This is a genomic window from Nonomuraea maheshkhaliensis (genome assembly GCF_039529435.1).
GTDB classification, from domain to species: domain Bacteria; phylum Actinomycetota; class Actinomycetes; order Streptosporangiales; family Streptosporangiaceae; genus Nonomuraea; species Nonomuraea maheshkhaliensis.
Map to the genome: position 1 here is coordinate 12825 of NZ_BAAAMU010000039.1, position 22979 is coordinate 35803.

At 71.0% G+C, this 22979-nt stretch carries 19 protein-coding genes and 1 pseudogene; 12 read left to right on the top strand and 8 right to left on the bottom strand.

The annotated features are described in order from the left end of the window. Window positions 1-6: 6 nt before the first annotated feature. Together ABFX54_RS25465 and ABFX54_RS25470 are read right to left on the bottom strand one after the other, a co-directional pair. Entirely contained in the window at window positions 7-2304 is a 2298-nt protein-coding gene (locus tag ABFX54_RS25465) for a ComEC/Rec2 family competence protein (protein WP_346108708.1), read from the bottom strand. Between the two features lies 1 nt (window position 2305). Further along, the gene (locus ABFX54_RS25470) at window positions 2306-2725 is read right to left on the bottom strand and encodes a ComEA family DNA-binding protein (protein ID WP_346108709.1); all 420 of its coding nucleotides are present in this window, start codon (window positions 2723-2725) and stop codon (window positions 2306-2308) included. A gap of 28 nt (window positions 2726-2753) precedes the next feature. Between ABFX54_RS25470 and ABFX54_RS25475 the strand changes: the two genes are divergently transcribed. Then, window positions 2754-3329, top strand: coding sequence for a hypothetical protein (locus ABFX54_RS25475; protein WP_346108711.1), 576 nt, complete (start codon window positions 2754-2756; stop codon window positions 3327-3329). A 692-nt stretch (window positions 3330-4021) separates the two neighbouring features. On the opposite strand, the gene ABFX54_RS25480 is transcribed toward ABFX54_RS25475, so the two are convergent. The 4 genes from ABFX54_RS25480 to ABFX54_RS25495 all read right to left on the bottom strand — a co-directional run bounded on the left by ABFX54_RS25480 (window position 4022) and on the right by ABFX54_RS25495 (window position 9405). Continuing rightward, entirely contained in the window at window positions 4022-4738 is a 717-nt protein-coding gene (locus tag ABFX54_RS25480; RefSeq protein WP_346108713.1) for a DegV family protein, read from the bottom strand. Window positions 4739-5411: 673 nt separating this feature from the next. After that, the gene (hutI, locus tag ABFX54_RS25485; RefSeq protein WP_103953925.1) at window positions 5412-6620 is read right to left on the bottom strand and encodes an imidazolonepropionase; all 1209 of its coding nucleotides are present in this window, start codon (window positions 6618-6620) and stop codon (window positions 5412-5414) included. A gap of 571 nt (window positions 6621-7191) precedes the next feature. Beyond that, a complete protein-coding gene (hflX, locus tag ABFX54_RS25490; protein WP_346108799.1) occupies window positions 7192-8604 on the bottom strand; it encodes a GTPase HflX in 1413 nt (470 codons plus the stop codon). Window positions 8605-8712: 108 nt separating this feature from the next. Further along, entirely contained in the window at window positions 8713-9405 is a 693-nt protein-coding gene (locus ABFX54_RS25495) for a DUF4097 family beta strand repeat-containing protein (protein WP_346108715.1), read from the bottom strand. Between the two features lie 143 nt (window positions 9406-9548). On the opposite strand from ABFX54_RS25495, the gene aceB reads away from it, so the two are divergent. Genes aceB through ABFX54_RS25530 form a run of 7 tightly spaced genes read left to right on the top strand, consistent with a single transcriptional unit; the run spans window position 9549 to window position 16721 of the window. Next, window positions 9549-11126 carry a malate synthase A gene (aceB, locus tag ABFX54_RS25500; protein WP_346108716.1) on the top strand — a complete coding sequence of 526 codons (1578 nt, stop codon included), beginning with the start codon at window positions 9549-9551 and terminating at the stop codon, window positions 11124-11126. Between the two features lie 15 nt (window positions 11127-11141). Beyond that, the gene (locus ABFX54_RS25505; protein ID WP_346108717.1) at window positions 11142-12578 is read left to right on the top strand and encodes an FAD-linked oxidase C-terminal domain-containing protein; all 1437 of its coding nucleotides are present in this window, start codon (window positions 11142-11144) and stop codon (window positions 12576-12578) included. Between the two features lie 10 nt (window positions 12579-12588). Then, window positions 12589-13767 carry an FAD-binding oxidoreductase gene (locus ABFX54_RS25510; RefSeq protein ID WP_346108719.1) on the top strand — a complete coding sequence of 393 codons (1179 nt, stop codon included), beginning with the start codon at window positions 12589-12591 and terminating at the stop codon, window positions 13765-13767. 31 nt (window positions 13768-13798) lie between these two features. Next, window positions 13799-15007 carry a (Fe-S)-binding protein gene (locus ABFX54_RS25515; protein ID WP_346108721.1) on the top strand — a complete coding sequence of 403 codons (1209 nt, stop codon included), beginning with the start codon at window positions 13799-13801 and terminating at the stop codon, window positions 15005-15007. Further along, entirely contained in the window at window positions 15004-15750 is a 747-nt protein-coding gene (locus ABFX54_RS25520) for an IclR family transcriptional regulator (RefSeq protein WP_346108723.1), read from the top strand. The genes ABFX54_RS25515 and ABFX54_RS25520 overlap by 4 nt, the downstream gene beginning before the upstream one ends. Before the next feature lie 14 nt (window positions 15751-15764). After that, window positions 15765-16505 carry an IclR family transcriptional regulator gene (locus ABFX54_RS25525; protein WP_346108725.1) on the top strand — a complete coding sequence of 247 codons (741 nt, stop codon included), beginning with the start codon at window positions 15765-15767 and terminating at the stop codon, window positions 16503-16505. 3 nt (window positions 16506-16508) lie between these two features. Continuing rightward, window positions 16509-16721: a DUF2277 domain-containing protein gene (locus tag ABFX54_RS25530; protein ID WP_346108727.1), complete on the top strand. Its 213-nt coding sequence runs from the start codon at window positions 16509-16511 to the stop codon at window positions 16719-16721. A gap of 183 nt (window positions 16722-16904) precedes the next feature. Here ABFX54_RS25530 and ABFX54_RS25535 read toward each other — a convergent pair. Next, a pseudogene (locus ABFX54_RS25535) lies at window positions 16905-18008 on the bottom strand (RNA-guided endonuclease InsQ/TnpB family protein); the annotation flags it as partial. A gap of 90 nt (window positions 18009-18098) precedes the next feature. Here ABFX54_RS25535 and ABFX54_RS25540 point away from each other — a divergent pair. Continuing rightward, window positions 18099-20027 (top strand): zinc metalloprotease, encoded by a 1929-nt coding sequence (locus tag ABFX54_RS25540; RefSeq protein ID WP_346108729.1) that lies wholly within the window; start codon window positions 18099-18101, stop codon window positions 20025-20027. A gap of 55 nt (window positions 20028-20082) precedes the next feature. On the opposite strand, the gene ABFX54_RS25545 is transcribed toward ABFX54_RS25540, so the two are convergent. Further along, window positions 20083-20565 carry a hypothetical protein gene (locus ABFX54_RS25545; RefSeq protein ID WP_346108731.1) on the bottom strand — a complete coding sequence of 161 codons (483 nt, stop codon included), beginning with the start codon at window positions 20563-20565 and terminating at the stop codon, window positions 20083-20085. A gap of 92 nt (window positions 20566-20657) precedes the next feature. Between ABFX54_RS25545 and ABFX54_RS25550 the strand changes: the two genes are divergently transcribed. From ABFX54_RS25550 to ABFX54_RS25560, 3 genes are all read left to right on the top strand, one after another. After that, complete coding sequence (locus ABFX54_RS25550) at window positions 20658-21335, top strand: response regulator transcription factor (protein WP_106235382.1); 678 nt, start codon at window positions 20658-20660, stop codon at window positions 21333-21335. Next, the gene (locus ABFX54_RS25555; RefSeq protein WP_346108733.1) at window positions 21332-22570 is read left to right on the top strand and encodes a sensor histidine kinase; all 1239 of its coding nucleotides are present in this window, start codon (window positions 21332-21334) and stop codon (window positions 22568-22570) included. Before ABFX54_RS25550 ends, ABFX54_RS25555 begins: the two co-directional genes overlap by 4 nt. Window positions 22571-22636: 66 nt before the next feature. Next, complete coding sequence (locus tag ABFX54_RS25560; protein ID WP_346108735.1) at window positions 22637-22978, top strand: PepSY domain-containing protein; 342 nt, start codon at window positions 22637-22639, stop codon at window positions 22976-22978. The last annotated feature ends 1 nt before the right edge of the window (window position 22979 follow it).

Below are 22979 nucleotides of genomic sequence, written 5' to 3' on the forward strand. Positions count from 1 at the left end.
GTCGCCCTAACCCACGTCACACATGACCATCAGCCAGTTCCTCGGCGGCCAGGGTCCGGTGATGGGCCGGATCACCAGCACCGTCAGAAGTGCGGCACCGGCCGCTGTGAGGGCCATCGCCCGCCAGGCGCGACGTCGCAGGAGAAAGACCGCCACGAGCAGCACGAGCAGGAGCAGGCCGAGACCCGTTAGGCCGGCGGGCCACGGGATGTTGGCGAACGGCAGGTTCACCGCCCAGCGGGCTACCGTGGTGATCCAGCCGACCGCGTATCCGGCCGGGATCACCAGCAGCCTCGCACCGTCCGGCCAGACGGGGGCCACCAGAGCGGCGCCGAAGCCGAGCAGGGTGGCGGGAGCCACGGCCGGGGCGACGAGCAGGTTGGCGATCACGGCTACTGGGGTCAGCTGGCCCGCCATCAGTACCAGGACAGGTGTCACCGCCAGCTGAGCGGCCGCCGGAACGGCAACAGCCTCAGCCATCCAGCGTGGAACCCGCCACGAGAACCCAGAATCAGGGCCTTGGTGCCTGGACTCTGAGCCATGCGGGTCTGAGCCATGCGGGTCCGAGCCATGCGGGTCCGAGCCATGCGGGTCCGAGCCATGCGGGTCCGAGCCATGCGGGTCTGAGTCGCGCAGACGCGTGTGGCGCGGGCTGGGGTCGTCAACGTTGCGGCGATCGGGAGCGGGCGTATTCGGGTCGTAGACGTCAGGGCCACGGCGGACAGGCTCACAGCGGTCAACGACATGGTGTCCGGAGCAGAAGCGGTCGGCGTTGCAGCGGTCAGGGTCGAGGCGGCCGGAATCCGAGTGGCCCGAACCGTGGCGATGCAAGCAGGAGCTGTCAGGGCTGGGATGGTCTGCGGCGAACCGGTTGAGGTCGGAGTGGTCGCTGCCGAGGTGGCCCGATTGGGAGTGGTCCGGGTTGAGGGGATACGGGCTGGGGCGATAGAGGTCAAGTGGGTCGGCGCTGAGGCGGTGGGTGCGGTCGCAATCGGTGTGGTCGCGATCGGCGTAGTCACGATCAGGGAAGTCCTGATGGGCGTGGTCGTGATGGGCGTGGTCGTGATGGGCGTGGTCGTGATGGAGGTGGGCCGGATGAGGGTGGGGCTCAGTTCTTGGTGGAGGGATTTCCCTGGTTGTTCCGGTTAGCTTGTCTCGCCAGCGAGGGGCCAGGATGAGGATGCCGGCGGTGGCGGTTACCGAGAGGGCGAAGCCGTAGGAGCGGGCGAGTTCGGGGGCGAAGAGGATCAGGAAGAGGACGGTTGCGGTCAGGGCCGCGAAGCCGTCCTTCGAACGGCCCGTACCCATCGCTATGGCTGCTGCCAGGCCCATCAGGAGGGCGCGCAGGACGCTCGGGGACGGGCGGGCGACGATGGCGAACGCGAGCATCGCGACTGCGGCGAATATGGCCCTCAGCGGCAAGGAGAGGCCGATGACGCGGGAGATCGCGAGTGTGGCGCCTGCGACTATCGCCAAATTTGCCCCGGATACCGCATTCAGGTGGCTGAGGCCCGCTTCCTTGAAGTCGGCGGTCACCTGCGGGTCCATGCGGGAGACGTCGCCGACGACGAGGCCCGGGAGAAGGCCGCGCTGGTCGGGCGGGAGGACGTCGGCGGCCGATCGCAGGCCCGACCTGAGCGCGCCCGCTGCCGTCTGGAGCCCTGAGGGCTGGGTCAGCACTCTTGGCGGGCCTCGGACCAGGAGAGTCGCGGCTATCAGGGAGCCTGGGATCGGTTTGGCCAGGCGGCCGGTGACTTCCACGTGCTGGGTGGGCAGGAGTGGGCCCCAGGCTTGGCCGGTGGCGAAGACGGTGATGGGGACGTTGACTGCTTGCGTGGTGGCGCCGGTTCGGATGGTCTTGAGGTCAGCGGAGATCACGTAGCCGACGGGCTGGAAGTGTCCGCTCTTGTCCGGGCGGCGTTTGGGGTCGTCGGTCAGGGCGATCTGGGCGGTGACGAAGGCGTTCGCCGCCGCGAGTTGGGCTGCTGGGCCTGTGGTGAGGGCGTGGACTCTGAAAGCGACGGAGGCCGAGGCTGCTGCCGTGCAGATGAGGGTGGCTATGGTGACGTTTCGCCATGCGGTGCGTCTGGCGGCTTGTCCGTCTGCGAATCGGGTGAGGCGGAGCAGCACGATGGCCGCCACGGCTGCGGCTGTGGCGACGATCATGCCGGTGAGGGCAGAGCAGGCGGGCAGGATCAGGGCGGTGGCCCAGGCGGCCAGGGCGGGCACGGCGAGGGGCCAGGTGTGTTCGCGGGGGACGGTGATGGGGTCTTTCTGGCTGTCCGCGGTGCGTTTTCTGGGCATGTCAGACGCGGACCTTCGGCTTGATCTCGGCGAACTTTCTGGGGCCAATGCCGCTGACTTCGCGGAGTTGCTCGACCGAGGTGAAGCCGCCCCGGCTGGTACGGAACTCGAAGATGCGTGCGGCCAGGACTTCTCCGACTCCTGGGAGTTGTTCGAGTTGGTCGGTGGTGGCGGAGTTCAGGTCCAGGATGGCGGTGGCCGGGTCCGTGACAGGGGAACCGGGGCCGAGGGGTGTCTGGGGCGAGGTGGCGCCCACCACTATCTGCTCGCCGTCAATCAGACGTCTGGCCAGGTTGAGCGGCCCGGTCGAGGCGCCGCGCGTCACGCCGCCCGCGGCTGTCACCGCGTCCGTCACTCGGGCGCCTGAGGGGAGCAGATAGACGCCGGGCTTACGGATCTTGCCTGCGACGTGGACGGTCACTTTGGCGGAGGGGGATTGGGTCAAGGGGGTGATCGACGTGTTGGGGGTGATCGGGGTGGGGACTGCGAGGGGTTGGGGTGACGGGTTCGAGCGCCAGACGAAGAAGGCGGCTGCGGCGACTGCGAGTGCGCCGATGGCGAGGAGGACACGGAGACCTGGTTTGCCCGGATCGAGGGTGGAGCTCTTGGAGGCGAGCAACTCTCGAAGTGATCGCAATGAGGGAGGGGGGAGGGCGGCTGGGGAGGAGGTGGGCGTACCGGAGGTGGGTGGGTTGGTGGTCCTGGGCGGGGATGGGACGGCGGTAGGCGGGTCAGAGGTCGTGGGCGTGCCGACCGTAGGTGAATTAGAGGACCTGGGCGCGTCGGCGGTGAGCGGGCTTGTGGGTGTAGAGGTCGAGGCCCCTGGCGTCGTGGAGGTCGAGGGAGTCGCAGAGGTGAGGGAAGGTGCGAGGGCCAGGGGCGCGGCGCCCGCAACCATTGGGGCTGCGGACGTGGGGGCGGTGGTTGAGAAGGCCGTGGCGGTGGTGAAAGTGGTAGAGGTGGATAGATCGGCTGCGGTGGAGGAGGGGCCGGCGGCGGCAGTGGAGGGGTTGGCGGTGGCGTAGGAGTAGGGAGGACGGGGAACCCGGCGAGGGCTACGGCTGGAGCTGATGCTGTGGTCAGGGTCAGAACCATGGCCGGCGTCGTAGTTGGCGACCGGTGCAGGACTGCGAGCAGGTGCCGACCTGTGACCGGAACCGAAGCCGAGGCGGTGTCCGGGGCCGGGGCCGGGGCCGGGGCCGGGGCCGGGGCCGGGGCCGGGGCCGGGATCAACGTCGTAGTTGTGAACGGGTGCACGGCTGCGAGTGGGGGCAGGGCTGTGGCCGGGATCGAGGTCGAAGCGGTGTCCGCGGTCACGGTCGAAGCCGGGCTCAACGTGATAGCGGGGGACGGGTGCGGGTGCTGCTCGTTGCGCGGTCGTCCGTGTGGATGCCCGCTCACCCGGCTCCGGGCTTGGGCTTACCTGCTGTGGTTTCGCGCGGGGTGCGGTCGTGGGGGCGGGGGTGGGTTCCCGGGATCCGGGGGGCTTTCGCATGCCCCAGGGAGGTCTGCCGATGAGGTGGCGGGGACGGCGGGCAGGGGTGGTGATCGACCGTAGCCGGGCTTCGGCTATGGCGCGCTCTGCCTTCGGATCGGGGGTTCGCACGTCGGCGACGGTATGGGGTGGGTGGTCGTGATGATGGGGCCGAACGGCGTTCTGTGGATAGTGGTGGGTGGGGAGGGGCCGGCTGTGGATGACGTGCCGGGGGCGGGATCGTTATCCGTCTGCTGGTGTTACGGTGAGGCCGAGGAAGCCGGGGCCCACATGGATGCCGAGCTCCGCGCCTACCTCCACTACCCGGAGGTCCATCGCGCCTGGCAGGCGTTTCGGGAGGCGTTCCGCCAACGCTTCGGCTCGTTCGCTCGCGTTCAGGTGTTGTACGGCGATCCGTACGGGGCCCGGTCCCGCCGCGTGCACGGCCAGGTCTTCGAGGCGGGCGGTGGCGCGTGAGGCCGTGCGGACCTTCTCCAGGAGGGAGATGCGGCCGTCCACGATGTGGAGCAAGGGCTTGATCATGAGGGCGGAGCCTACGAGGGAGGCTGCCGTGCCGATTCGGCCGCTGCGGCGGAGGTAGTCGAGGTTGTCCACGTAGAAGAACGATTGCGTGGTTTGTAGGCAGCGGTGTGCGGCCGCTGCCACCTCGTCCAGGGTGCCCCCGCTCTCGGCGGTACGGGCGGCGGCCAGGACGGGGTATCCCAGGCCCATGGCGATCGAGCGGCTGTCGATCACCTCTACGGGTACGGGTGCTTCCCGTGCTGCGGCTCGGGCGGAGTCTATGGTGCCGGACAGTTCGGCGGAGACGTGGATCGAGACGATGGCCGTGGCGCCGGCGGCGGCCAGCTCGGCGTAGCAGGAGGCGAAGCGGGTGGGGGAAGGCCGGGAGGTGGTCGCGTCTGTGAGGTCTCCGATGGAGGGGTTCTCGTCTGACGACACCACTTCTGAGGATGCTTCTGCCGGCACTTCTGACTGCGCTTCTGGTGAAGCGACTGGTGACGCTTCTGGTGAGGCGTCCGGTGACGCTTCTGGCGGTACTTCGGCGGTGGAGCTGCTCCTCGGTGGGCTCGCGCCGGGGTAGGCGTTCCCAGACGATCCCCTGACGGGCAAGGACTCACCAAACGGCCCGTCGCCGGGGCAGGCGGCTCCAGACGGTCCCGCCCCACCTACGTGGGCGTCCCGAATCGGCCCCTCGTCGGCTGAGGCGTCTCTCAAGGCGTCGCTACCTATACGGCAACCCATTGGGCCGCCCATTGAGGTGGGTGCGGCCGTGACAGACGGTCCAAGGGCTGATGTGGCGGCCGGCTCGACAGGCGGCGACTCCAGGGCCGATGTGGTGCCGGACGCGGCGGTAGAGCCGGACGCGGTGGGAAGGCCGGACGCGGTGGGAGGGCCGGCAGTGGAAGAGCCGAGCGTAGTCGGCCGCGCTGCAGGGCGACGGGACGTTGTGGGAGGGCCGGGCGTGGGAGGGCCGGGCGTGGGAGGAGGGGCGAAGGGGGTGCCGTGGCGGGGGAGGACCTGGATGGGGACGATGGTTATGTTGGGTTCGTCCCCAAGGCAGGCTGTGGAATCTGTGACGATGGCGATCCAGGGTGACATGTCCGGACCCTGACTACTGGACCGGCGTCCCACCCCGCCACACCCGCCGCGGCTTCAGCCCGAAGGACCAGGCGAAGGCGCCCTCGTGGTCGGCGTCCCACTGGACGATGTCGGCCAGCCGGCCGGGCGCGAGGACGCCGCGGTCGGGGGCGCCGAGGACGGTGGCTCCGCCGAGGGTGGCGGCGCGGAGGGCGTCGTTGACGCTCATGCCGAACGCCGACACCGCCATGGCGATCACCAGGGACATCGAGGTGATGCCGCAGTAGCCGGGGTTGTGGTCGCTGCCGAGCGCGATCTGGACGCCGTGCTTGATCATCTGGCGGACCGGCGGGAGGTGGCCGCGCTGCAGGGCGGTGGCGGGGCAGACGACGGCGGGGACGCCGTAGCGGGACATGATGGCGATGTCCTCGTCGGACATGTGGTGCAGGCCGTCAGCCGACGCGCAGCCGAGCTCGGCGGCCAGCTGGACGGCGCCGCGGCGGCTGTACTGGCCGGCGTGGATGCGCGGCAGCAGGCCCACGTTGCGGCCGGAGGCGAGGACCCAGCGGGACTCCTCGGTGGTGAAGTAGCCCTCGTCGCAGTAGACGTCGACGCTGTCGGCGCCGGCCGCGGCCGCGTCGGCGCACCAGGCGCCCACGGCCTCGACGTACTCGCGCTGCCTGCCGAAGTATTCGGGCGGCACCACGTGCGCGGCCAGGAACGTGACGTGCACCCGCGGCATCATCGGCTCCTTCTCCAGCTCACGCAGGAGCCGCACGTCGGCGAGCTCGCCGTCGCGGGTGAGGTGGTAGCCGGTCTTGGCCTCGACGGTCGTGGTGCCGCTGAGCAGCCAGCCACGCAGCCGCTCGCGTACGCCGTTGCACAGGGTCCACGGGTCGGTGCCGCGGGTCACGGTGACGGTGGAGCCCACGCCGCCGCCCGCCGCGGTGATCGAGGCGGACGTGGAGCCGCCGGTGCGGATCGCCAGCTCGGCGTAGCGGTTGCCGGCGTAGACGGGGTGCGTGTGGGCGTCGATCAGGCCGGGCGTGACCAGGGCGCCGCCCAGGTTTTCGACGTGGTCGACGTCGACGATGTCGTCGACGACCCCGGGAACGCTCTGCGGCAGATCGGGCGCGCGCCCGACCCACGCGATGCGGTCGTTGTGCACCAGGATGGCGGCGTTGCTCAGGACCTCGTTGCCGGTCCAGAGGCGGCCGATGTTGGTCAGCAGTCGAACGGTCACCGCATCACCACCCAGCACGGCCCACCGCATGAGCGCAGAGCCCAGCGCACGGCCTGGGCCGCGCCCACTGAGTCCGCTCCGGGTCCGGACGACATGGGGGGTCTCCTGCTCTTTTCCGCACCTCGTTGGTGCGGTGACCGTATCGCCGGGGGCATGATCCGGCGATTTCAGTTCAGTTACGTTATTTCACATGTTGGGCTGCTGTACAGGGTTATTCGGAAGAAAGACCACTCATCCCAATCGTCACGCAGCCCTACCGCGTCCCCAGGGCTCCCGCTGACGACTCGAACGCGCACGACCCTCATCCGAAACTCAGAACCGAACCCAAATCCAGACCAAAGTTAGGTCTGGCCAATCCTAGCAATCCCAGGGTTCGGGGACCACTGCCGCTTTTGGGCAAGTCTGCGCGCTTTGCGGCGAGAACAGATCCACCATGCCAGGAAGACCCTCGGCATGGTGAATCTGTTCTCCAGTGTTCACGGCCTCTACGAGCGCCCATCAGCGCGGAGGCAACCGCCCTCGCCGGACGCCCTTCCGCCGCGTAGGCATCCCCAAGAAGCCCAGGCAGAGCCTAGGAGACGTGCTCCACCGGCTTGCCCACCTTCTCCAGCTCCTGCGCCAGACTGGGCAGCACCCGCGCGTGCAGCACGGTCCCGTCGCCCACGTGGTCCACCGAGAGCACCTCGCCCTCCTTGTGGGCCCGCGAGATCAGGTCTCCCCTGTCGTACGGCACCAGCAGCTGCACCTCGTGGTCGAGCCGCGGCAGCCGCTCCTCGATCAGCGCCATCAGCTCGCCGATTCCCTTGCCCGTGCGCGCCGACACCACGATGCTGTCGCGTTCGCGCCTGGCGATCCGGTCGAGCACCTCCCGGTCGGCGGCGTCGGCCTTGTTGATCACCACGATCTCGGGCACCTCGGAGGCGCCCTCGATGTCGGCGAACACCTCGCGCACGGCCGCCAGCTGCCCCTCGGGGTCGGGGTGCGAGCCGTCGACCACGTGCAGGATCAGGTCGGCGTCGGCGACCTCCTCCAGCGTCGAGCGGAACGCCTCGACGAGCTGGTGGGGCAGGTGCCGGACGAAGCCGACGGTGTCGGCGATGGTGAACAGCCGGCCCTCCGGCGTGCGCGCCCTGCGCACGGTCGGGTCGAGCGTGGCGAACAGCGCGTCCTCCACCAGCACGCCCGCGCCGGTGACGCGGTTGAGCAGCGAGGACTTGCCGGCGTTGGTGTAGCCGGCGATGGCCACGGCCGGGACCTCGCGCCGCTGGCGGCGGTTGCGCATGGTGTCGCGGGAGGTGGACATGCCGCCGATCTGGCGGCGCAGCTTGGACATGCGCTCGCGGATGCGCCGGCGGTCCAGCTCGATCTTGGTCTCACCGGGGCCGCGGCCGCCGATGCCGACGCCGCCCGCGGCGCGACCGCCGACCTGGCGGGACAGGTTGCCGCCCCAGCCGCGCAGGCGCGGCAGCAGGTAGGACAGCTGGGCCAGCTCGACCTGTGCCTTGCCCTCACGGCTCTTGGCGTGCTGGGCGAAGATGTCGAGGATCAGCGCGGTCCGGTCGATCACCTTGACCTTGACGATCTCTTCGAGCTGGCGGAGCTGGCCGGGGGTCAGCTCGCCGTCGCAGATCACGGTGTCGGCGCCGGTGGAGTCGACCACGTCGCGCACCTCCAGGGCCTTGCCCGAGCCGATGTAGGTGGCCGGGTCGGGCTTCTGGCGGCGCTGGACGAGCCCTTCGAGCACCTGGGATCCGGCCGTCTCGGCCAAGAGCTTGAGCTCGAGAAGGGAGTTGTCGGCGTCCTCGGCCGTGCCCGAGGTCCAGACGCCGACGAGGACGACCCGCTCGAGCCGCAGCTTCCGGTACTCGACCTCGGAGACATCCTGGAGTTCGGTGGAGAGGCCCGCCACGCGGCGCAGCGCCTGGCGCTCCTCGAGGTCCATGTCGCCGGTCTCGAACTCGTCGAGCGCGGTGTATTCGTGCATTCGTGTCATCTCTATGAGGGAACGTCTGGACACCCCGATGTCTTCCCACGATGGTGGCATGACACCCGCGGCGCAATCACCTGGTTATCCAGGTGCGCCCCGGCCCTGTCAAGAGGCCGCGACGGTGATGTCGCCGGAACCCGCCGTCAGCGAGATCTTGTGCGGCGAGGAGTTGTCTTTCTTGACCGAGATGTCGGTGTCGCCGGAGCCCACCTCGCTCTTCACATCGTAGGCGCCGTCGGGGACGTTGAGCGTGATGTCGCCCGACCCGACCTCCAGCTCCACGCTGTCGGGGACGGAGACGTACTTCAGCTCGATGTTGCCCGAGCCGGCCGTGGCCAGCACCTTCTTGCCGCCCAGGCCGGCCGCGTCCACGTCGCCGGAGCCGACCCGCAGGTCGAGCGGGCCGGTCAGCGCCCTGAGGGTCAGGGTGCCTGAGCCGCTCTCCAGGTCGGCGGACAGCCCCTTGGGGATCTCGATCTTGTAGTCGACGCTGCAGCTCCCCCAGTTCGACGGGCACTTGTAGGACAGGAACAGCGAGCCGCCCTCGACCTTGTGCTCGGGGACGGGCTTGTCGTCGCCGCGCCAGCGCAGCTTCTCGACCACGCGCACGGTGGTGCCGTCGGTCTCGGTGATCACGGCGTCGCCCGCGTCGCTCTCCAGCCGGAGCGTGGAGACCTTGTCCTTCACCTCGTACGAGGCCGTGTCCTCACTGCTGGGCCCGCCCAGGCTCTGGAGTCCGCAACCCGCCATCAAGAAGGCGGAGGCCAGCAGGCCGCCCGCGATCGCCATCGTCTTCATGGCGGAAATCCTGTCGCGTCCGGGTCCGGCACACATCGGGGATCCCCCGGGGGGAACCCCAACCTTTGACCCCCGGACACCAGGGGAGTAACTTCACTTCCACAATCCAGAATCGATTTTCCACACTGCGGAAAGGCGTCCTGATGGAGATCACCGGCCCGATGCTCGACCGGTTCGACGAGATCCTCACGCCGAAGGCGCTCGCCTTCGTGGCGGCGCTCCAGCGGGAGTTCGGCGCCAGGCGGCTGGAGCTCCTTGAGGCCCGCCAGGCGCGCCAGGCGGAGCTGTCGGCGGGCGGCATGCTCGGCTTCCTGCCGGAGACCAAGGAGATCAGGGAGGCCGACTGGCAGGTCGCCGCCCCCGCGCCCGGCCTGGAGGACCGCCGGGTGGAGATCACCGGCCCGGTCGACAAGAAGATGACCATCAACGCGCTCAACTCCGGCGCCAAGGTGTGGCTGGCCGACTTCGAGGACGCCAACTCCCCGCTCTGGGAGAACTGCGTGGCCGGCCACCTCAACCTGCGCGACGCGCTCGACCGCACGATCGACTTCGAGACCGGGGGCAAGTCGTACGCGCTGCGGCCCGACGCCGAGCTGGCCACGGTCGTGGTCCGGCCGCGCGGCTGGCACCTCGACGAGAAGCACGCCCTGGTGGACGGGCAGCCGGTCTCGGGGTCGCTGTTCGACTTCGCGCTCTACTTCTTCCACTGCGCCCAGCGGCAGATCGACAAGGGCAGGGGCCCGTACTTCTACCTGCCCAAGATCGAGTCGCACCTGGAGGCCCGGCTCTGGAACGACGTGTTCACCAGGGCCGAGGAGTTGCTCGGCATCCCGTACGGCACGATCAGGGCGACCGTGCTCATCGAGACCTACCCGGCTGCGTTCGAGATGGAGGAGATCCTCTACGAGCTGCGCGACCACTCGGCCGGGCTCAACGCGGGCCGCTGGGACTACCTGTTCAGCGTGATCAAGAAGTTCCGCACCAGGGGGCGCGAGTTCCTGCTGCCCGAGCGGAACGCGGTGACGATGACGGCGCCGTTCATGCGCGCGTACACCGAGCTGCTCGTGCGCACCTGCCACAAGCGCGGCGCGCACGCCATCGGCGGGATGGCGGCGTTCATCCCCTCGCGCAGGGACCCCGAGGTCAACGCCGTCGCGCTGGAGAAGGTGCGGGCGGACAAGACGCGCGAGTCCAACGACGGGTTCGACGGGTCGTGGGTGGCGCACCCCGACCTGGTGCCGGTCTGCCGTGAGGTGTTCGACGGCGTGCTCGGCTCGCGGGCCAACCAGCTCGACCGGCTGCGCGCGGACGTCAGCGTGTCGGCGGCCGAGCTGCTGGCCGTCTCCGAGACGCCGGGCGAGATCACCGAGGCGGGGCTGCGCAACAACGTGGACGTGGCGCTGCGTTACCTGGCCGCCTGGATGGGTGGGCTGGGCGCGGTGGCCATCCACAACCTCATGGAGGACGCGGCCACGGCCGAGATCTCGCGCTCGCAGATCTGGCAGTGGATCCACAACGACATCACGCTGGCCGACACCGGCGCGCAGGTGACCAAGGAGCTGGTCGAGCGGATCATCTCCGAGGAGCTGGCCAAGATCGCGCAGGAGCCCGGCTACGACGAGAAGCTGTTCGGGCAGGCGACCGAGCTGTTCAAGGAAGTGGCGCTGGACGACGACTTCGCAGAGTTCCTGACGCTTCCGGCCTATGCTCAAATGCCATAAGAAGGGGGATCGGTGATGGACACCCTGATAGCGGCTCTCCGCTCGCTGCTGCCCCACGACTCGGTGATCACCGATCCGGTACGCCTGCGCACCTACGAGTGCGACGGCCTCACCTATCACCGGGCGACCCCCGGCGTGGTCGTGCTTCCGGACACGGCCGAGCAGGTCGCCCGGGTGGTGCGGCTCTGCAACGACTTCGGCGTGCCGTTCGTGGCCAGGGGCTCGGGCACGGGCCTGTCGGGCGGCGCGCTCCCCCGCGAGGACGGCGTGCTGATCGTCACCTCCAGGATGCGCGCGATCCTGGAGATCGACCTCGCCGACCGCAGGGCCGTCGTGGAGCCGGGCGTCACCAACCTGGCGATCACCGAGGCCGTGCGCGACCGCGGCTACTACTACGCGCCCGATCCCTCCAGCCAGCAGATCTGCTCGATCGGTGGCAACGTGGCGGAGAACTCGGGCGGCGCCCACTGCCTCAAGTACGGCTTCACGGTCAACCACGTCGAAGCGTGCGAGATCGTCACCCCGGACGGCGACCTGGTCACTCTCGACCGCATGGACCCCGGCTACGACCTGCTGGGCGCGTTCATCGGCTCGGAGGGCACGCTGGGCATCGCCACCAAGATCACGGTACGGCTCTGCCGCGCGCCGGAGGCCGTGACCACGGTGCTGGCCGCGTTCGAGAGCATCGAGCAGGGCGGGCAGGCCGTCTCGGCGATCATCGGGGCGGGCATCGTGCCGGCCGCGATCGAGATGATGGACGCGCTGGCCATCGAGGCGGCCGAGGCGGCGGTGGCCTGCTCCTACCCCGAGGGCGCGGGCGCCGTGCTGATCGTCGAGCTGGACGGTCCCGCCGCCGAGGTGGAGCGGCAGTTCGCCCAGCTTGAGGAGATCTGCTCGGCGGCGTTCGAGCTGCGGGTGGCGGCCGATCCGGCGGAGCGGGCGGCGATCTGGAAGGGCCGCAAGTCGGCGTTCGCCGCGGTGGGGCGGATCAGCCCGGCCTACATCGTCCAGGACGGCGTGGTGCCGCGTACGTCGCTGCCCGCCGTGCTGGCCGCCATCGACCGGCTCTCGGCGGAGCACGACATCAAGGTGGCCAACGTCTTCCACGCGGGCGACGGCAACCTGCATCCGCTGGTGCTGTTCGACGACGGGGATCCGGGGGCGGGCGAGCGGGCCGAGGTGGTCTCCGGCGCGATCCTGGACCTGTGCATCGAGCACGGCGGCTCGATCACGGGCGAGCACGGCGTCGGCGTCGACAAATCCCGATATATGCCGAAGATGTTCAGCGCGGACGACCTGGACACGATGCAGCTCGTCCGGTGCGCGTTCGACCCCCAGGGCCTGGCGAACCCGGGCAAGGTCTTCCCCACCCCGAGGTTGTGCGGCGAGGTGCCGGGCGTGCGCAAGGGCGTGCATCCGCTGGTCGAGTCGGGAAAGGCCGATCAACTGTGAGGGGGCGTTCGTGTTCGGCGAGGTGACGACCAGGCAGGCCGGCGACGACGACGCCGTGTGCGGCGTGCGGCCGCGCTGGGTCGCGCTGCCCGAGACCGTCGAGGAGATCGCCGCCGTCCTGCGCGCCTGCGCCGAGCGCGACCTCGCGGTGGTGCCCGCCGGCGGCGGCACGAAGCTGCACTGGGCTCCCCCGCCCGAGCGCTGCGACGTCCTGCTCGACCTGTGCTGCATGAACGAGGTGCTGGAGCACGCCGCCGGCGACCTGGTCGTGCGCGCCCAGGCCGGGGTGACGATGGCGGGCCTGTACGCGGCCCTCGCCGGCGAGGGGCAGGAGCTGGCCCTGGACGTGCCGTTCTGCGAGGACGCGACGGTCGGCGGCACCCTGGCCGCCCCGCTGCCGGGGCCGCGCGCGTTCCGCTACGGCACCGCCCGCGACCTGCTCATCGGCATCACGGTCGTGCTCCCCGACGGCACCGTCGCCAGGTCCGGCGGCAAGGTGGTCAAGAACGTCGCGGGCTACGACCTCGGCAAGCTCTTCACCGGCTCGTACGGCACCCTGGGAGTCATCGCCGAGGCCACGTTCCGTCTGCACCCGACGCCCCCCGAGCGCCGCTGGGTCGTCGCCGAGCTGGGCCGCGCCCGGGTCCCGGCGGTCGCCGCGGCGCTGGCCGCCTCGCAGGCCGAGCCCAGCGCGGTGGAGGTGGACCGGCCCGATCCCACGGGGCCGCTCACGCTGGCCGCGCTCGTCGAGGGCACGGCCGCGCGGACCAGAGCGGAGGCGCTGCGCGAGCTGATCGGCACTGGGTCGGTGAGCGCCGATCCGCCCTCGTGGTGGGGGCAGGTCTTCGGTGACGAGGTGCTGGTGGAGGTGCGGTTCCCGGCTTCGGGCACGGCGGCCGTGCTGGACGCGGCGGCCGGGTGCGGGCTGTCGCTGCGCGGCTCTCCCGTGGCCGGGCGCGTGCTGCTGGAGCCGGGACGCGAGCTGAACGAGGACGAAGTGGCCGCGACGGTGTCGGGGCTGCGCGAGAAGGTGGAGGCGGCCGGCGGGCGGGCGAGCGTGCTCGCGGCGCCGTACGCGGGCGTGGACCGGTGGGGGCATGTGAGCGGGCTGCCGCTGATGCGGCGGGTCAAGGAACGCTTCGATCCCGGGCGCAGGATGTCTCCCGGACGGTTCGTGGGAGGCATCTGATGCGACGGCGAGGGGGGAAGGGAGTGCGGCCATGAGCTTGGATCCCGAGCTGATCAACGACTGCGTGCACTGCGGGTTCTGCCTGCCGACGTGCCCCACGTACGCGCTGTGGGGCGAGGAGATGGACTCGCCGCGCGGCCGGATCCATCTGATGAAGCAGCACGTCGAGGGCACGCCCATGACGCCGGAGATGGCCGGGCACTTCGACGCCTGCCTCGGCTGCATGGCGTGCGTGACGGCCTGTCCCTCGGGCGTGCGCTACGACCGGCTGATCGAGCAGACGAGGGTCGAGGTGGAACGGCAGCACGTACGCGAGCCGCGCGAGCGGGCCGTGCGCGGCCTGGTGTTCAGCCTGTTCCCCTACCCGCGCCGGCTGCGGCTGCTGCGTCCTGGAATGTGGCTGGCGGAGCGGATGGCGCCGTTCCTGGCCCGGGCGCACCCCAGCCTGGGCGCCATGGCCGCGCTCGCGCCGCGCGTGGAGCACCGCCAGCGCATGCCGCGCGTGGTGCGGGCCAGGGGCGAGCGCAGGGCCGTGGTCGGGATGCTCACCGGGTGCGTGCAGGGTGAGTTCTTCCCGCAGGTCAACGCGGCCACGGCGCGGGTGCTGGCGCTGGAGGGCTGCGACGTGGTCATCCCGCGCGGCCAGGGCTGCTGCGGGGCGCTCAGCGTGCACTCGGGGCTCGACGGGCAGGCCAGGCGGCTGGCGAGCAGGACGGTGCGGGTGTTCGAGCGGGCCGGCGTCGACACCGTCGTGGTGAACGCGGCCGGCTGCGGCTCGTCGATGAAGGAGTACGCCGAGTTGCTCGGGCGCGAGCCGGGGTTCCGGGTGATGGACCTGTCGGAATACCTGGCCGAACTGGGTCCCGTGGCCAAGCGGCATCCGCTGCCCGTCACGGTCGCCTACCACGACGCCTGTCACCTGGCCCACGCCCAGAGCGTGCGGTCGCAGCCGCGCGAGCTGCTGGGCGCGATCCCCGAGCTGGAGCTGCGCGAGATCCCCGAGTCGGCCATCTGCTGCGGGTCGGCGGGGACGTACAACCTGCTGCAGCCGCAGGCCGCCCGCGACCTCGGCGACAGGAAGGCCAAGGCGGTCGGGACGACCGGCGCGCAGCTGCTGGTGTCGGCCAACCCCGGCTGCACGATGCAGATCGCCGCGGCGACGCGCCGCGCGGGCGGGGAGATCAGGGTGGCGCACACGGCCGAGGTGCTGGACGCCTCGCTGCGCGGGGTGGGCCTGTGAGCGTCCAGTCGGTCGAGCGGGCGCTCGACGTGCTGGAGGCCCTGGCCGAGCACGGGGGTGAGGCGGCGCTGTCGGAGATCGCCGCCAGGACCGGGCTGCCGTACGGGACCATTCACCGGCTGCTGCGCACGCTGCTCGCCCGCGGCTACGTGCGTCAGGAATCCGACCGGCGTTACGCGCTTGGCGGCGGGCTGGTGCGGCTGGGCGGCATCGCGGAGAGCATGGTCGGCGTGTGGGCGCAGCCGTACCTGGCCAAGATGGTGGAGCTGTCCGGCGAGACGGCGAACCTGGCCGTGCTCGAAGGCGACTTCATCGTCTACGTGGCGCAGGTGCCCTCGCCGCGCAGGCTGCGCATGTTCGCCGAGGTCGGGCGGCGGGTGCTGCCGCACAGCACGGCGGTGGGCAAGGTGCTGCTCGCCGGGCGGCCCGCCGCCGAGGCGATGGCCGTGTTCGAACGCACCGGCATGCCGCGCCGCACCCCCAACACGATCACCGACCTGCCCGCCATGCTGGCCGAGCTGGGCGCGGTCAAGGCCCGCGGCTACGCGATGGACCTGGGCGAGGAGGAGCTCGACGTGCACTGCCTGGCCGTCCCCGTGCTGGACGGGGAGCGCGTGGTGGCCGCGATGTCGGTCTCGGGACCGGCCGGACGGATCGACGCCCTCGACCGCGACGAGCTGGCAGAAGGACTGCGGAAGATCGCCCTCGACTTCGGTGACGAGCTCAGTCCCGTCGGTAACTGAACTATCGTTGCGTCATGGGCAACAGCACGTCGGTTCAGTCGGTCGACCGTGCCATCGCGATCCTGGAGATCCTGGCCCGCGACGGCGCCACCCGGGTCACGGACGTCGCACAAGAGCTGGACGTGCACAAATCCACCGCCTCCCGGCTGCTGGCGGCCCTGGAGCACGGCGGGCTCGTCGAGCAGAGCGGCGACCGCGGGCGCTACCGGCTCGGCTTCGGCGTCGTCCGGCTGGCCGGCGCCGCCACCGCCCAGCTCGACCTGTCCCGCGAGAGCAGACCAGTGTGCCTGCGGCTGGCCGAGGCGGTCGGCGAGACCGTCAACATCGCCGTCGCGCGGGCCGGCGACACGGTCAACATCAGCCAGGTACGCGGCCCGGCCGCCATCAGCGGCCACAACTGGGTCGGCCAGCGCACCCCCTCCCACGCCACCTCCAGCGGCAAGGTGCTGCTGGCCTTCGGCGCGCTGCGGCTGCCCGCCGAGCTGGAGCGCTACACGGCCCACACCATCACCTCCCCCGCCGAGCTGGGTCTTGAGCAGATCAGGGAGCAGGGCTGGGCGACCACGGTGGAGGAGCTGGAGGTGGGGCTGAACGCGGTGGCGGCGCCGATCAGGGGCGCCGACGGCTCCGTGGTGGCCGCGGTCAGCGCCTCGGGGCCCTCCTACCGGCTGACCAGGGACCGGCTGCCGGACGTGGGCGCGCTGCTCGCCGAGGCCGCGAGGGAGATAAGCCAGCGCATCGGCCATTACGGTTAGAGCATGTGTAGAAGCATCAAAACCCTCCGGCCGCCGTACACCGAGGACGTGACCGAGGAGGACGTGCGGGCCGCCGCGCTGCAGTTCGTCAGGAAGATCTCCGGCTTCCGCGCGCCCGCCGCGCACAACGCCGAGGCTTTCGACCGGGCGGTCGAGACGATCACCAGGGCCTCGGAGGAGCTGCTCGGGGCGCTCGAAGTTCGCGGGAGTCGTTGACAGGGTCATTCCGCGGGAGAAGTCTTCCAGGTAGGACCCAGCGATCCCCAGGAGCTCCCTTGGCATCCTCCCCCTTCTGAAGAAGGGGCTCCCACGGTCGCCCATGGGCTTCCTGCTTCACGGCCAGTCGCCCGCCCGAGAGGACTCTCGTTGGGGTCTTACACCGGCTCCACAGGCGTTTCAGCTCTCCGCCGGCCCGGCGGCGAGCACGTTTCTGGCCGCGTTGACGTCCCGGTCGCGAACCGTGCCGCAGGCGCACTCCCCCAGCCGGACGTTCAGCGGCATCTTCTCCTGCGAGGCTCCACACGCGGAGCACAGTCTGCTGGAGGGCAACCAGCGGTCCACCGCCACCAGCGTGCGCCCGTACCAGGCTGCCTTGTACTCCAGCATCGACCGCATCCGGCGCCAGGCCGCGTCCGAGATGGCGCGGCCCAGACGGCGGTTCTTGACCATGTCGCGGACGGTCAGGTCCTCCACGGTGATCACTTGGTTCTCGCGAACAAGCCGTGTCGTGACCTGGCGCGGATGATCCCTTCTCCGATCTGCGACGCGGGCGTACACCCGGGCTGCCTTGAGCCGGGCCTTGGCCCGATTGGCGCTGTCTTTCTCCTTGCGGGACAGGGATCGCCGCGCCTTGGCGACCTTGCGCCGGTCGCGGCGTTCGTGCCGGGGGTTGGCGATCTTCTCGCCAGTGGACAGCGTCACCAGCGCCGTGACCCCCGCATCCACATCGACGTTCCGCACGGCAGGCGGCAACGCACTGACCTTCTCCCCGAGGAGGATCGACACGAACCAGCGGCCCGCCGCGCCCTTCGGCACCGTCACCGGCGACGGCTCGGCACCCTCAGGCAGCGGACGCGACCACACGATCGCCAGCGGGGCGGCCACCTTCGCCGGCGCCAGCTCGCCGTCCCGCCAGCGGAACGCCGAGCGGGTGTACTCCGCCGACGCCCGCGACTTCCTCTTGCTCTTGAACGTCGGGTACTTGGCGCGCTTGGCGAAGAAGTTCGCGAACGCGGCCTGGAGATGGCGCAGCGCCTGCCGCAGGGGGACCGACGACACCTCGCGCGGGAAGTCGTAGTCGCCGCTGCGCTTCCACGCTGTGAGCATTGCCGAGGACTCCATGGAGGAGACGCGCTTGCCTTCCAGGTTGTAGGCGCGGGTGCGCTCCTCCAGGGCTTCGTTGCAGACGAGGCGGACGCAGCCGAACGTCCGGGCGAGCTCTCCCGCCTGCCCGGGGGTCGGGTAGAAGCGGTACTTGTAGGCCCGCTTCACAATCTGCGCCATGCCTGGCATCTTACTGCGCGACCAGCCGAAAATCGCACGTGTGTTCGATTTCTCCCCGCCTGAATGCGGGGGCTTCGTCGGAGGCTTCTGATGATCAGCGGGCTGTACCAGGGACAGGACGGCGACTCGCGGCTGGCGCTCCGCGTCGACGTGGACGGGGCCAGGCCCACGGGGCGGGTGAGCGGCGACCTGTTCACGGTCGCGGGCGCGACCACCTCGTACGCCGGCTCGTTCGTGGTGGACGCCCCGGCGGTGCGGGCCGAGGGCGGGCGGACGCTGATCGAGGGACGGGCCGCGTTCAGCGGCGGCACCCCGGCCGGGGACGTGAGCGTGACGATCAACGACGGGGGCGGCAGTGGAGGCGGGACGGCCTCCGTCGCGGGGCGTGCCTACGAGGTGTCGTTCGCCTCGCCGTCCTTCCGCAGCGTGGTGCTCGAAGTGGACTCCGTGGTGGGCGCCGAGCCGTTCACGGCGTACCGGACCGGCTCGCTGCCGGGGCCCGCGGGGTCGCCTGACCGGGAGCTGACCGTGGCGGCGGCGTACGCGGAGGCGGGCGTCGAGCTGCGGGTGAACGAGCCGGAGGTGATCCCGGTGACCGGCTCGGGCGCGGACCTGGCCTGGGACGACGCCGAGCTGCACCACGCGATGACCCGGCACTTCAGCGCCTTCGCCGACCAGCCGGCCTGGCGGGTGTGGCTGCTGGTGGCCGGCAAGCACGTGGGCGGCTACCGGGGCATCATGTTCGACTACAACGACGCGCACCAGCGGCAGGGCGCCGCGGTCTTCCACGACGCGATCATGGGGACGACGCCGCAGGCGCAGAGGGCGCAGTTACGCACGTACGTGCACGAGCTCGGCCACGCCTTCAACCTGCTGCACTCCTGGCAGAAGAACCTGGCCAACCCACCCCAGCCGCTCGGCCCCGACGGCGGCTTCGGCGACCTGTCGTGGATGAACTACGTCCACAACTACTCCCAGGGCGGCGAGGAGGGCTACTGGGCCGCCTTTCCGTTCCAGTTCACCGATGCCGAGCTGGTCCACCTGCGGCACGGCTTCTACCGGAACGTGGCCATGGGCGCGGACGCCTTCGGCAAGGGCGCCGCCGAGATCGCCCCCTTCGCGCCGCCGGTCGAGGACCACTCGGGGCTGCGGCTTGAGGTGCGCGCCAAGGAGTCGTTCGAGCTCGGCGAGCCCGTCGTGGTGGAGTTCAAGCTCTCCTACGCCGGCGGACCGCGGGACACTCACGGCCATCTGCATCCGGACACGGAGTTCACCCAGGTGTCGATCACGCAGCCGGGCGGCAGGACGCTGCTGTACCGCCCGATGATGCGGCACTGCGTGGACACCTCACCGCGGATCCGTCTGGACGAGGGCAATCCGGCGCTCTACCGCAGCGCGTACATCGGGCACGGCCGCGACGGCCACTACTTCCAGCAGCCCGGCGAATACCAGGTACGCGCCCAGTACATCGCCGCCGACGGCTCCCGCATCGTCTCCCCCGTCTGCCCGGTCAGGGTGCGCTTCCCCGTCTCCCGTGACGACCACCAGGTGGCCGAGCTGATGCTGGGCGAGGAGCAGGGCATGCTGTTCTCGCTGCTCGGCTCGGACTCGCCGCGGCTGAGCGCGGGCAACCAGGCGCTGGACGAGGTCATCGGCCGGCACGGCGAGCACCCGCTGGCCGTCTACGCCCGGCTGGTCAAGGGGCTGAACGCGGAGCGGGAGTTCAAGGAGCTGACGCCGGACAACCGGCTGCGGGTGCGGCCATCGGACCCCAAACAGGGCGTCGAGCACCTCAGCGCCGTGGCCCGCGACGCCGGCATCGACAACATCACCCTCAACCTGGTCATGCGCCGGCTGGCCAGGGCGGAGGCGCGGCAGGGCGACCTCGTACGGGCGAACGCGGTGATGGACCGGATGGTCGCGACGTTCGAGGCAAAGGGGGTCAACGACATCGTTATGGGTCAGATCCGGCGCCAGGCCGAGCTGACGAAGACGGCACTGGCGGCCGAGGTCTCCTGAGGCCACGAGCTCCTGGCGTCCGGCCGCGCGACGCCGAGGTCTCCTGACGTCCCCGTCACGGAGAGCGGACGACGGGCGAGCCGCCCGAGCAGACGATGGTCAGCTCGACGTCCTCGCCCTCGTCCGGCTCGAACTCCACCTTGGCCTCGCGGGCCGGCCCCGCGTCCACGCCGTCCACCGAGTAGTCCTGGGCCGGGCTCCACGAGCGCAGCGTGACCAGGTCGCCGTCACAGGAGGCGATCACCGTCCCGCCGGCGCTGCGGATCAGCTTTTCGCGGGACGTCCGCGACGGCGCCGCACTCGGCGCGCCCGTGCTGGTGGGGGCTGCCGTGGCCGTCGGGGTGGCGGTCGGGGTGGCGGTCGGGGTGGCGGTCGGGGTACGGGTGGCGGCGGTGGCCAGGGCCGCGCGGACCTCCCCCGCGTCGAGCACGTGGCCGTCGGTGCCGGTGATGCCGTTGCCGAGCAGCCCGATGACCGCCACGGCGGCGCCGGTGGCGGCGAGCGCGGTGGCGGCCCAGGCCACGACGAGTCTCTTCATCGCCATCACGATCCCCCATGTACGGCTAACGCCAGGTTAAGGCGGCGCTAAGGCTGCTCAAGGCAGGGCGGAAAAGCGTCTACGTTCTTGCTATGGCTGACATTCTGCTCATCGAGGACGATGCGGCGATCCGCACGGCGCTCAGCCGCGGGCTGCGGGAGCTCGGCCATGCCGTCTCCTCCTCCCCCACGGCGCTGGACGGGCTGCGGCTGGCCGTACAGGACCGCCCCGACCTGATCGTGCTCGACCTGGGGCTGCCCGACCTGGACGGGGTGGAGCTGCTGCGGATGTTGCGGGCGGTCAGCAAGGTGCCGGTCATCGTCGCCACCGCCCGCGACGGGGACGCCGAGATGGTGCCCGTGCTGGACGCGGGGGCCGACGACTACGTGGTCAAGCCGTACAGCGCGGCGCAGCTCGACGCCCGCGTACGGGCCGTGCTGCGGCGCTCGGGCGAGTCTGCGCCGGAGCCGCTGGCGGTGGGGACGCTGCGGGTCGATCCGCGCGCGCGTACGGCCACCCTCGACGGCGCGGCGCTGGACCTGACACCGCGCGAGTTCGACGTGCTGCACTATCTCGCGGCCCGCCCCGGCGAGGTGGTCACCAAACGCGAGCTGCTGACCGAGGTGTGGCAGCTTCCGTACGGCGGGGCGGACAAGACGGTGGACGTGCACCTGTCGTGGCTGCGCAGGAAGCTGGGCGAGACGGCCGCCGAGCCCCGCTACCTGCACACCGTGCGCGGCGTCGGCGTCAAGCTGGTCGAGCCGTCGTGAGGCGCTGGCTGGCGCTGCTCGTCGCGGCGACGACGTCCCTGGTGCTGATCGCGCTGCTGGTGCCGATGGCGCTGCTGATCCGCGCCGTGGCCGAGAACGGTGCCATGAGCCGGGCCACGACCGCCGCCGAGTCCGTGGCGGTCGCGGTGGGCACGGACGAGCTGGCCGTGGCGGTGGAGCAGGTGTCGCGGCCGGTCACGGTGTTCCTGCCCGGCGGGGGCCTGCTGGGGGCCAAGGCGGCGCGCTCCGACGCGGTACGCCTGGCCGCGACGGGCCGCAGCGTCACCGCCGAGGCCCCAGGCGGCAGGGAGGTGCTGGTCTCGGCGCAGTCGCCCGAGGGGACGGCCGTGATCAGGGTGTTCGTGGCGGACGCCGAGCTGATGCGCGGCGTGCGCGAGGCGTGGCTGGCGCTGCTGCTGCTCGGGCTCGGGCTGGTGGTGCTGGGCATCGTCCTGGCCGACCGGCTGGCGCTGGCCGTGACGCGGCCGGTGGACGGCCTGGCGCGGGTCTCGCACCGGCTGGCGGGTGGCGACCTGAGCGCCAGGGCCGAACCGGGCGGGCCGCCGGAGGTGCGTTCCGTGGCGCTGGCGCTCAACCATCTGGCCGCGCGCATAGACGAGCTGCTGGTCGCGGAGCGGGAGTCCGTCGCCGACCTGTCGCACCGGCTGCGCACCCCGCTGACGGGCCTGCGGCTGGACGCGGAGTCGCTGCGCGACCCGGAGGAGGCGGCGCGCGTCCAGGCCAGGGTGGACGCGCTGGAGCGGGCGGTGAGCTCGGTCATCACGGAGGCGCGGCACCGCTCGGCGGGCCGCGAGTCGTGCGACGCGGCGGCGGTGGTGCGCGAACGGGTGCGGTTCTGGTCGGTGCTGGCCGAGGACCAGGGGCGGGAGGTGACGGTCGCCCTGCCCGACGGCCCGCTGCCGGTCGCGGTGGGGGCCGAGGAACTGGCCGCGGTGGTGGACGCGCTGCTCGGCAACGTCTTCGCGCACACCCCCGAAGGCGTCTCCATGGCGGTACGGCTCCAGCCGCAGCCCTCCGGGGCCCTGCTGACCGTGGCGGACGCGGGTCCCGGCTTCGAGCCCGCGCTGCTCGAACGGGGGAACAGCGGGGGCGGCTCGACCGGGCTCGGCCTGGACATCGCCCGGCGCACCGCCGAATCCTCCGGTGGCGGCCTGACCGTCTCCCGGTCCCCGGACGGCGGGGCCCGGGTCGAAGTGCTGCTCGCCCGCCCATGAACGCCTTCTCCTCGCCTTAACCGCCGTTTAGCGCGCGGTTACCGGGGCTCGCGGTTTCGTGGAGTCATGCAGATCACGAAGAAGTTCATCGTCGCAGGTGCCGGGATCGTCGCGCTGATCGGTGGCGGTGGCGCCGCCTACGCGGCCACCACGTCCGCCACGACCGCCGCCCCCAAGGTCACGGCCGAGCAGGCCATCGACATCGCCCACAAGACCGTGCCCGGCGCGTGGGTCAGCGAGCTCGACTTCGACGCCCGGGGCAGCCGGGCGGACGTGTGGGAGCTGGAGCTGACCAAGGGCTCGCAGCGTCACGAGGTGGACGTGGACGCGTCCTCGGGCAAGGTCGTCAAGAACCAGATCGACAAGAACGACCGGGACGACGACAACGACGGTGACGACGACGACTGAT

What these genes read in the sequence shown, in the direction of transcription:
- ABFX54_RS25465 (WP_346108708.1), bottom strand. Translation starts at nt 2,304, where the DNA reads ATGCCCAGAAAACGCACCGCGGACAGCCAGAAAGACCCCATCACCGTC.
- ABFX54_RS25540 (WP_346108729.1), top strand. Translation starts at nt 18,099, where the DNA reads ATGATCAGCGGGCTGTACCAGGGACAGGACGGCGACTCGCGGCTGGCG.
- ABFX54_RS25495 (WP_346108715.1), bottom strand. Translation starts at nt 9,405, where the DNA reads ATGAAGACGATGGCGATCGCGGGCGGCCTGCTGGCCTCCGCCTTCTTG.
- ABFX54_RS25545 (WP_346108731.1), bottom strand. Translation starts at nt 20,565, where the DNA reads ATGAAGAGACTCGTCGTGGCCTGGGCCGCCACCGCGCTCGCCGCCACC.
- ABFX54_RS25515 (WP_346108721.1), top strand. Translation starts at nt 13,799, where the DNA reads ATGAGCTTGGATCCCGAGCTGATCAACGACTGCGTGCACTGCGGGTTC.
- aceB (WP_346108716.1), top strand. Translation starts at nt 9,549, where the DNA reads ATGGAGATCACCGGCCCGATGCTCGACCGGTTCGACGAGATCCTCACG.
- ABFX54_RS25525 (WP_346108725.1), top strand. Translation starts at nt 15,765, where the DNA reads ATGGGCAACAGCACGTCGGTTCAGTCGGTCGACCGTGCCATCGCGATC.
- ABFX54_RS25530 (WP_346108727.1), top strand. Translation starts at nt 16,509, where the DNA reads ATGTGTAGAAGCATCAAAACCCTCCGGCCGCCGTACACCGAGGACGTG.
- ABFX54_RS25550 (WP_106235382.1), top strand. Translation starts at nt 20,658, where the DNA reads ATGGCTGACATTCTGCTCATCGAGGACGATGCGGCGATCCGCACGGCG.
- ABFX54_RS25560 (WP_346108735.1), top strand. Translation starts at nt 22,637, where the DNA reads ATGCAGATCACGAAGAAGTTCATCGTCGCAGGTGCCGGGATCGTCGCG.
- hflX (WP_346108799.1), bottom strand. Translation starts at nt 8,604, where the DNA reads ATGCACGAATACACCGCGCTCGACGAGTTCGAGACCGGCGACATGGAC.
- ABFX54_RS25505 (WP_346108717.1), top strand. Translation starts at nt 11,142, where the DNA reads ATGGACACCCTGATAGCGGCTCTCCGCTCGCTGCTGCCCCACGACTCG.